We start from the raw sequence: 8,603 nt of genomic DNA, 5'->3' as shown, positions 1-8,603 counted from the left end.
GCGGACGCGACGGGCCTCCTCGCGGGCCTCGTCCAGCTCGTTGCGGGCCTGCGCCAGGATCTCGGCCGCCTCCCGCCGCACCGCGTCGCCGGCCTGCCGGGTCGTCCCGGCGTCGCCCAGGTCGAGCCGCTGGAGCAGCCCGCTGAGCCAGGTCGCCTCCTGGCGGATCTCGTCCCACTCGCGGGTCGCCCCGGCGGCGCCCTCCGCCCGCGCCGCGAGTCGGGACAACCGGATCCCCAGCTCATCCAGGCAGGAATCCACCTGCCTCTGGTCGTAGCCGGTCTTCACGACGGAGAACCTCATACTGTCGCCCCCAGGCAGCCGCTGTTACTTCCCCACCTGGATCCTCGGACGCGGCGACAGCGACCGAGGCGGTTCGGGAAAATTGTTCAGCATGCGCGCGCGTCCGGCGGGGCGCGGCGCGGCGACGGGCCACGTCGGGCCGGCGGCGGGGACAATGCCGACCGACCGCGCCGGGCGGATCAGGGGCGCTTGGGCAGCACGACCACGCGGCCGAAGAACTCGTCGATGCGGCGCACCACGTCGTTGAAGTCATCGAGGTCGATCGGCTTGGTGACGTACGCGTTGGCCTGCAACGTGTAGCTGCCGACGATGTCGGTGTCGGCGTTCGAGGTGGTCAGCACCACGATCGGGATCGTCCGCAGATCCTCGTCCTGCTTGACCGCGCCGAGCACCTGACGCCCGTCCATCCGCGGCATGTTCAGGTCCAGCAGGATGACGTCCGGTCGGCGAGCCTGCACGTGCCGGCCCTCGGCGCGCAGGAACTCCATCGCCTCCTCGCCGTCGCTGACCACGTCAATGATCTTCTCGACGTCGGAGTCGGCCAACGCCTCCTCGATCATCAGCACGTCGCCCGGATCGTCGTCGACCACCAGGATGCGTACCGGCTGCGGGCTGTCGCCCATCACTACCTGCCTCGGGTCGGCGGAGAAAGGAGACCGGAACGGTCACCGTGCTGGCGGGGAAATCTAGCCCATCAGGAGGCGCTCTTGGACGTCGGGTCCGCCGTGTCCGGAAGGTATCGCAGCACGTCGGCCAGACCGGTGACCCGCAACACACGCTCGACGCGCCCGGTGGCGCCCGTGATCCGCAACCAGCCCCCGTCGGCGGTGACCTGGTTGTCGCCCCGGACGAACACGGCCATCCCGGTGGAGTCGCAGAAGATCAGGTCGGTGAGGTCGAGCAGCACCCGCCGCTCGCCGGCCGCGGTGAGCTTGTCGATGGCGGCGGCCAGCTCGCCGGCGGTGCTCAGGTCCAGCTCACCGGCGAGCCGCAGGCAGGCCGCACCGCCGTCGCGCTCGGCGTGGCTGACGCTGAACGTCACCGTTCTCCCCCTCGCTCCACCGGTTGGGTGGGACGTTTGCAGTCCGGCAAGTATACGCAGGGGGGTACGACGGTCCGCAGCGCGTGGTGATCGTCCGGGGGTGGTCCTCAGCCCGCGGAACGGGACGCGGAGACCAACCCGGCACGGCTGCGCGCCAGCGCGTGCGACGCGCGGGGAAAGTCGCGCAGCACGGCGGCGTAGTGCGCCAGGGTCAGGGCGACCGCGCTGGCCGGCACACCCCGACTCGTCAGGATCTCCACCAGCCACTTGACGAACTCGGTGAACAGCGAGGCGTCGTCGACGTAGAGCGAGGCGGCCAGCGAGTCCAGGATGTGCCCCAGGTCGCTCACCGTCGAGTCGAGCTGGGCGGCCGTGTACCCGCGGGTCGCCGGCACCCGTTCGCGCAGGTCGGTAAGCGCGCTGTCGATCAGCTCACCCCTGCGGCGGACGAGACTCGCGTACTCGTCGTCGGCCAGGTGCCCGAGCTGCGCCGCCGGCACCCGCCGCACCGCCCGCTCGTCGGCGATCAACTCCGCCGCCGCCGGCGCGTCCGGCGCCCAGGCCGCGCCGAGCCGGGCCGCCCACCGGCCGTCCGCGCCGAAGCCACGCCCCCCGACCACGACCGGCACGTCCGAACGCCGACACGCCTCGATCATCCGGTGGGCGTGCGGCAGCCGCATCGGCAGCGCGCAGGCCAACGCGACCGCCTGCGCGTCGTGCCGGTGCAGGTACGACACCAGGTGCGCCGCCGGCACGCTGGCGCCCAGGAAGGTCACCTGCCAACCGCGCAGCCGCAGCACCTCGGCCACCAGCCGGGGCGGCAGCGCGTGCCACTCGCCGTCCATGCAGGCCACCACGATCCGCCCGCCGGTCGGACGCGGGTTGGCGTGCGTCGCCACCGCGGCCACCACCCGCTCGCTGATGTGGGTCGCCGCGTGCTCCTGGGCCACGCTCCACTCGTTGCGAGCCCACCGCTCACCCACCTCGGCCTGGGCCGGCGCGACCACGTCGAGCAGCACCCGCTCCGGCGGTACGCCCGCGTCGAGCAGACCGAGCGCCACGTCGATCGCGGCGTACTCGTCGGCGTCGGCGAGGCAGGCCAGGTAGCCGGGGTAGGCGTCGGCCAGGCTTGTGGTCGTGGCGGGGGCGGTCACGCGGGGCTCTCCCTCTGCTCGTCGGCGCTCGTCGACGTGGGCACCGCGTGCAGGTGCCGCGCGCCTCGCCCGCCCGGGCTGACCGCGCGCAACGCCAGCACCGCGATGTCGTCGTGGTCGCCGTGCCCCAGCCAGTCACAGGTGACCTGCTCGACGCGTTCGGCCAGGGCCGGCGCCGGCATCCGCTGGCAACCGGTCAGGGCCGTGAGCAACCGCTCCGCGCCGAACTGCTCGTCGCCGCGGCGGCCCCCGCGGGCCTCGGTCACGCCGTCGCTGTAGAGCAGGCAGGTCTCGCCCGGCGCCAGCCGCACGGTCACCTCACCGACGCGCGGGTCGGGCACCACCCCGATCAGCATGCCGCGCAGCGGCACCGACTCGACCTCGCCGGACGTACGCAGCACCAGCGGCGGCAGGTGCCCGCCCCCGGCCATCGTGAGGGTGACGCCGCCGTCGCGCTGCGGACGGGCCACGCCGAGCACGATGGTGGCGAAGCGGCCCTGGCCGTGCGCCTGGGTCGTCTCCAGCAGCGCGTCGTTGAGCAGTCGCAGCAGCCGCCCGGGGTGCGACTCCACCCGGTGCAGCGCCTGGAGGCACTGGCGGAGCTGGCCGGTGAAGACCGCCGCCTCGACGCCCTTGCCGGAGACGTCGCCGAGGAAGAACACGCAACCGCCGTCGGCGAGCCGGTGCGAACCGTAGAAGTCGCCGCCGATCCGCAGCCCCGCCTGGGCCGGGCGGTACGCGGTGCCCCACTGCACACCGGCGGTCTCGGTCGGCTCGACCGGCAACAGGCTGGCCTGCAGGGTGTCGGCGACCTCGGCCTGGTCGCGGTAGAGCAGAGCGGTGGTCAGCGCCGCGCCGGCCCGGGCCGCGAAGGCACGAATCAACCCGACGTCGTCCTCGTCGTACCACCGGCTGGAGCGGCGGGCGACCAGCAGCACCCCGACGGGGGCGTCCCGGCCGGGCAACGGCACGACCCGGGCAAGGCTGTCGGCACTCGTGAGGCCGGGCAGCCAGCCGGCGTCGACCGCCTGCTCCACCAGCCAGTCGAGAGTGTGCGGCTCGACCCCGGTCAGTCCTTCGGCGATCGCGGCCGGCAGGGCGGGGCCAACGAGCACGCCGCTGTCGATCGTCGGCGTCTCGTCGGCGGCCCGGGAGGCCCGCCACCACCGGGCCCGCCCCACGCGCGGCGCCAGCACCAGCACGGCCACCTCGGCGAGGGTCGGCACGGCGAGGCGGACGACCGCCGCGGCGGCCCGGTCCGGGTGCAGCGGGTTGCCCAGCTTGTCGCCCACCACGGCCAGGAACGCCGAGCGGGCCCGCTCGGCGAGCAGCGCGTCGGCACGGCTGACGCTCTCGGTGACGTCCTCCACGTACCAGCAGCATCGACCGGCGGAGAGGGGCACCTGGCGGGCGGTGAGCCGACGACCGAGGTGGGTGAAGCCTCCGGGGCTCCCCTCGCCCAGACCCGGAACGCCGGACGCGGCCAGCGAAACACCGGGGACCACCTCGGGCAGCAACCGCTCGGCCACCGGGCTGACGTGTCGGACGACGCCGTCGGCGTCGCAGACCACAAGGCCCTCGCGGAAGTGCTCGACGACCTCGGACCAGTCGGGCGCGGCCCGATCACGGTCGGGGGCCAGCGGCGGCAGCGCGGTGCTCGGCCAGGACGGCGCGTCGGCGGACCACGCCGTGGTCCGTGTGGTGCTCGGCGTGGAGATCCGTCCGTCGTCGGTGTCCCTGACGTCGGAAGCAGTCACCAGCTGAGCCTCACTCCTTGTCGTCCACCCGAACCCGCACCGGAACCGGCCTCTGTGGTCAAATCTCTCCGGCCACCCTACGCCGGTCGGCCGCGACCGGCATCCCACGGCAGGTCGCGGGCCCTCGGTCGCGTACCGGGCGGACCCGCCCGACGGTTGTTACGATCCCTTCGCACCGGCTGGAACCGCCGTGTGCGGAAAGGCGTGATCGTGCCATCGGACGGGCGGGGCCCCGAAGCGAACCAGCTGAGCATGTCCGTCGATCGGTCCGATCCCGACATGCCCCTGATCCGCGTGGGCGGCGACCTGGCGTACCTGACCGCGGCGCCGCTGCGCGCCGAGGTCGACCGGGTCCTCGCCGAGGCGCCGCGCGGCATCGTGCTGGATTTCGCCGACCTGGTCTTCATCGACAGCAGCGGTCTCGGCGTGATCGTGCACGCGTGGCGGGAGGGCCAGGAGGTCGGAACGACGCTGCGACTGCGGGCGGTCCCCCGCTTCCTGGCGACGATCCTGGACATCACCGGGGTGGCGGCGCTGCTCGACCGGCCGCTGCCGGCGACCAGTACGGTCGGCCCCGGCTCGCAGCAGTCCGCCGCCAGCGCGTGACCCGGCGGCTCGCGGCCCTGCGGTTTGCGTTCCGCCGCTGGACTGGGAAAATGGTGGAATGTCCCACCAGCTGTTGACCATCGAGGTGACCCGGCTCGCAGCCGGTCACGTCCGGCTGCGGCTGACCGGCGAGCTGGACTACGACACCGCTCCGGAGTTGGTCGCCGCCGCGGCTGAGCTGCACGGCGAGCAGCACGTGACGATCGACCTGGCCGGGGTCGGCCTCTGCGACTCGTCGGGCCTCAGCGCCCTGCTGGTGGTGCGCCGGGGCGTCGGGGCGATCCGGCTGACCGAGGTCAGCGCCCGACTCCAGCAGATGCTGGACCGCACCGGGCTCACCGAGCTGCTGGCCGTGGAGAACACCGTCGCCGTCGACGGCGCCAATCTGCGCGCCCTGGGCTGACGGCCGCACCCACCCACCGCCGGGTCGCCGTCCCTGAAACGGGTCACCATCCCCGAGAAAGGGGGGTGGCCCCCGACCCTGGGACCTGGGGTCGGGGGCCGGAGAAATGTCTAGGGCGCGGTCATCGGCTGGAGCCGGGGGCCGGCGTCGCGCAGTTCGATGGCCGACGGAGGTTCGATGTCGTCGGGTTCCCCCGAGTCGGGCGTCTGGTACAGGTAGCGGACAAACTCCCCATCGGCCTCGTTGTCGTCCGCACCCGGCCACTGGCCGATGCAGTCCATTCCGACCACTTCCCGGCCGGTTCCGTCGGCCTCCTCCAGCAACGCCCACAGGCTCACCGGGTAGCACCGGGTGGCGTCGGGCGCGAGTTGCCACCGGGCGTACCAGCCAGGTCGAGCGGGAACGATCTCGACGATCCGTTTCATGACGACCTTCCTTCCGCGTACCTCGGAAGAACTGTGGTCCTGCCCCGATCCTGCCGGCCGCACGGGTGAGCACCCCTCACCCCGGCCGGATGAAGCCTCATCGACGCTCAGCCCTACCCGGCCGGCGGCGTCCGTTTCGGCTCCGGGGCGGCGGGAACGCGACGGGCGCAGGATCGATCCCCAGCGGAAGGGGCGTCACCATGCGCAAGCAGATGGAGGGCGACAACCAGCGCCGCCGGGCGCTGGCCCGGCAGGCCCGCGAACAGGGCAGCCAGCCCAGTCAGTTCGGCGCCAGCCTGAGCGCCTCCAAGCAGCTCACCAGCCTGGACCAGGGCAAGCGGACCGGCCCAGCGCCGGCCGGACGGCACAAGCCGGACACCACGCGTGGTGGACCGGCCCCGCCGTCGAGGGGCACCGCGGACAATCCGCGCCCGCAGCCGCCACCCGGCGGCGCGGCCGGGGTGAACAGCGTCGGCTACCACGACCTGGTCGACGACGTCCGACGCCGCTCCGGCGTCGGCTTCTCGACGGCCAAGGTGGGCGCCGAGGCGACGGTGCTGGTGCTGGCCTTCGCGCTGGACGCGGCGGAGCGGCAACGGCTGCTCGCCGCCGTGCCGAACTCGCTGCACGACGTCCTGCCCGTGGACGGCATCAAGCGGCACCGGGACCTGCCCGGCTTCCTGGCCGAGGTGGGCCGGATCAGCGGAAATTCGCCGGAGCAGGCCCGCTACCAGGCCGAGGCGACGCTCGCCGCGCTCGCCGACCAGGACGGCGACCTGGTCGAGTCCCTGCACGTCCCCGACGGCCTGCGGGAGCTGCTGAACCCGCCAGCGGCCGGCGGCGGCATCGTGGGCGCCTCCACCAGCACACCCACGCTGGACGAGACCCAGCTCCGGGCGGCGCTGGACGACCTGCCGTACTGGGCCGGTGACAGTACCGGCCTGTACCGCGTGATCGCGCTGCCGCCGGACAACCTGGACCGGGTGCTCGCCCGGCTGGACCGGCTGCGCGAGGAGACCGGGCGTGGCCCGAGCATCGGGCGACCGGGCGGCACGGCCGCCGTGCTGACCGTGCGCACCAACCAGGCCGACGGGGTGACCGCGCTCGACGTGGACCTCGCCCACTCGATCGACGACGCCATTGACGAGGTGGGCGCCGGGATGGCCAGCGGCTGACCGCCGCAGACGGCGCACGCGGGCCGGCGCACGCGGGTACCTCCCGCGCCGCCGGCCCGTCGGGCGCGGTATGCGACCCGTCCGCCCACCGGCGGTTCGGGCCCGCGAGCCGCTCGGTTAGCGTGCCGTCATGAAGCGTGCCGCCGACCGGTTGGAGCTGGTCGCCGATCCGGTCCGCCGAACCGGACGGACGCTGCTCTCCGCCGGCGTCGAGCAGTCGTACGTGGATGTCGAGGATCCCCGGCACCTGCACTTCGAGTACGTCCGGCGGATCGCCTCGGCGGTGGAGCTGGCCGCCCCGGCGGGCGTACCGCTGAGCGTGCTGCACCTCGGCGGCGGTGCGTTGACGCTGCCGCGCTGGCTCGCCGCGACCCGGCCGGGTTCCGCGCAGCGGGTCGTCGAGCGGGACCCGGCGGTGGTCGAGCTGGTCGCCCGGGAACTGCCGCCGCTGCCGCCCGAGGTGCGGGTCGAGGTCGCCGACGCCCGGGACGCGGTCACGGCCGCCGCGTCCAACGCGTACGACCTGGTGATCGCCGACATCTACCGGGCGGCCCGAATGCCCCGCCACGTACGCAGCGTGGAGTTCGCGGCCGAGGTGGCCCGTGTCCTGCGCCCCGGCGGGCTCTATCTGGTCAACGTCACGGACCTGCCGCCACTGGTCGGCACCCGGGTGCAGGTGGCGACGCTGCGGGCGGTCTTCGGCGACGTCTGCGTGTTCGGGGACCGCCGGATGCTGCGCGCTCGGCGCTACGGCAACCTGGTGCTCGCCGCGACGCACCGCCCGGGCGGTCTGCCGGTCGGCCGGCTCGCGGCGGCGGCGCTGCGCGACCCGATCCCCGGCGGGCTGCTGCACGCCGCCGCGCTCGACACGTTCGTCGCCGGCGCCCACCCGTTCACCGACGCCGACGCCTAGGCCGTGTCCTGCCGATCGTGTAGCGGTGGGTCGTTGACGATGTGATGGTGGTGCGGCGTGGTGAGCTGACCGATGAGGCGTGGGTGGTGATCGCGCCGCTGTTGCCGGAGCCGGGTGGGTCTCGGGGGCGGTGGCGGGATCACCGTCAGGTCATCAATGGGATCTTGTGGAAGCTGCGCACGGGTGCGCCGTGACGTGACCTGCCGGAACGCTTCGGGCCGTGGAAGACCTGCCATGAACGGCTGCGGCGGTGGACCGCGGATGGCACCTGGGATCGGATCCTCGCGGCGGCGCAGGTCCATGACGACGGCACACCGGTGCAGTGGACGATCAGCATCGACTCGTCGATCGTGCGGGCGCACCAGCATGCCGCTGGCGCCCGCAAAAGGGGGCTCCCCGACAAGTCCGGCGACACCTGGTGCGCAAGATGGCGAGGGCATCGGCCGATCACGCGGCGGACTGAGCACGAAGATCCATCTCGCCGTCGATGGCCGCGGCCGACCGCTGTCGATCCTGCTCACCCCAGGTCAGGCCGGCGACAACCCACAACTCCTGGCCCTGCTCGACGCGATCCGGATCAACGAGCCCGGACCCGGCCGGCCACGCAAACGCCCCGACGTGCTGATTGCCGACAAGGGCTACGCCCACGACTGCACCCGCCAGGCCCTGCGCCATCGAGGGATCCGGCACGTCATCCCGGAACGCTCGGACCAAGTCGCCCGCCGGTCCGCCAAGGGCAGCCACGGCGGGCGGCCCCCCCCCATCGACAACGCGACCAACCGCAAGCCCAACCTCGTGGGACGCGGCTTCAACCCGCGCAATCAC

At 73.5% G+C, this 8,603-nt stretch carries 9 protein-coding genes and 2 pseudogenes; 5 read left to right on the top strand and 6 right to left on the bottom strand.

Annotated elements, in window-relative coordinates; all coding sequences use genetic code 11:
- From AB0J68_RS20660 to AB0J68_RS20640, 5 genes and pseudogenes are all read right to left on the bottom strand, one after another.
- Positions 1 to 303, bottom strand: a pseudogene (locus AB0J68_RS20660) (ATPase); the annotation flags it as partial.
- Positions 304 to 482: 179 nt separating this feature from the next.
- Positions 483 to 926, bottom strand: a complete 444-nt coding sequence (locus AB0J68_RS20655) for a response regulator (RefSeq protein ID WP_354861669.1) — start codon at positions 924 to 926, stop codon at positions 483 to 485.
- A gap of 71 nt (positions 927 to 997) precedes the next feature.
- Positions 998 to 1,345 (bottom strand): STAS domain-containing protein, encoded by a 348-nt coding sequence (locus tag AB0J68_RS20650; RefSeq protein ID WP_354861671.1) that lies wholly within the window; start codon positions 1,343 to 1,345, stop codon positions 998 to 1,000.
- A gap of 107 nt (positions 1,346 to 1,452) precedes the next feature.
- On the bottom strand, positions 1,453 to 2,499 hold the full coding sequence (locus tag AB0J68_RS20645) for a cobalamin-dependent protein (protein WP_363939985.1): 1,047 nt from the start codon (positions 2,497 to 2,499) through the stop codon (positions 1,453 to 1,455).
- On the bottom strand, positions 2,496 to 4,256 hold the full coding sequence (locus AB0J68_RS20640; RefSeq protein WP_363939983.1) for a PP2C family protein-serine/threonine phosphatase: 1,761 nt from the start codon (positions 4,254 to 4,256) through the stop codon (positions 2,496 to 2,498). The genes AB0J68_RS20645 and AB0J68_RS20640 overlap by 4 nt, the downstream gene beginning before the upstream one ends.
- Before the next feature lie 279 nt (positions 4,257 to 4,535).
- Between AB0J68_RS20640 and AB0J68_RS20635 the strand changes: the two genes are divergently transcribed.
- Positions 4,536 to 4,862, top strand: coding sequence for an STAS domain-containing protein (locus tag AB0J68_RS20635; protein WP_354861676.1), 327 nt, complete (start codon positions 4,536 to 4,538; stop codon positions 4,860 to 4,862).
- Between the two features lie 58 nt (positions 4,863 to 4,920).
- Positions 4,921 to 5,265, top strand: coding sequence for an STAS domain-containing protein (locus tag AB0J68_RS20630; protein ID WP_363939981.1), 345 nt, complete (start codon positions 4,921 to 4,923; stop codon positions 5,263 to 5,265).
- A 110-nt stretch (positions 5,266 to 5,375) separates the two neighbouring features.
- Here AB0J68_RS20630 and AB0J68_RS20625 read toward each other — a convergent pair whose 3' ends face one another.
- Positions 5,376 to 5,690: a hypothetical protein gene (locus AB0J68_RS20625; RefSeq protein ID WP_354861679.1), complete on the bottom strand. Its 315-nt coding sequence runs from the start codon at positions 5,688 to 5,690 to the stop codon at positions 5,376 to 5,378.
- A 200-nt stretch (positions 5,691 to 5,890) separates the two neighbouring features.
- Between AB0J68_RS20625 and AB0J68_RS20620 the strand changes: the two genes are divergently transcribed.
- From AB0J68_RS20620 to AB0J68_RS20610, 3 genes and pseudogenes are all read left to right on the top strand, one after another.
- Positions 5,891 to 6,865, top strand: coding sequence for a DUF2267 domain-containing protein (locus AB0J68_RS20620; protein ID WP_363939979.1), 975 nt, complete (start codon positions 5,891 to 5,893; stop codon positions 6,863 to 6,865).
- 130 nt (positions 6,866 to 6,995) lie between these two features.
- The gene (locus tag AB0J68_RS20615; protein WP_355136947.1) at positions 6,996 to 7,778 is read left to right on the top strand and encodes a fused MFS/spermidine synthase; all 783 of its coding nucleotides are present in this window, start codon (positions 6,996 to 6,998) and stop codon (positions 7,776 to 7,778) included.
- 50 nt (positions 7,779 to 7,828) lie between these two features.
- Positions 7,829 to 8,603, top strand: a pseudogene (locus AB0J68_RS20610) (IS5 family transposase); the annotation flags it as partial.

The organism is Micromonospora sp. NPDC049580, from assembly GCF_040675595.1.
In the GTDB taxonomy this organism is placed as follows: Bacteria; Actinomycetota; Actinomycetes; order Mycobacteriales; family Micromonosporaceae; genus Micromonospora.
The sequence above is the reverse complement of the archived record's forward strand: the minus strand, read 5'-3'. Positions and strand labels throughout refer to the sequence as shown.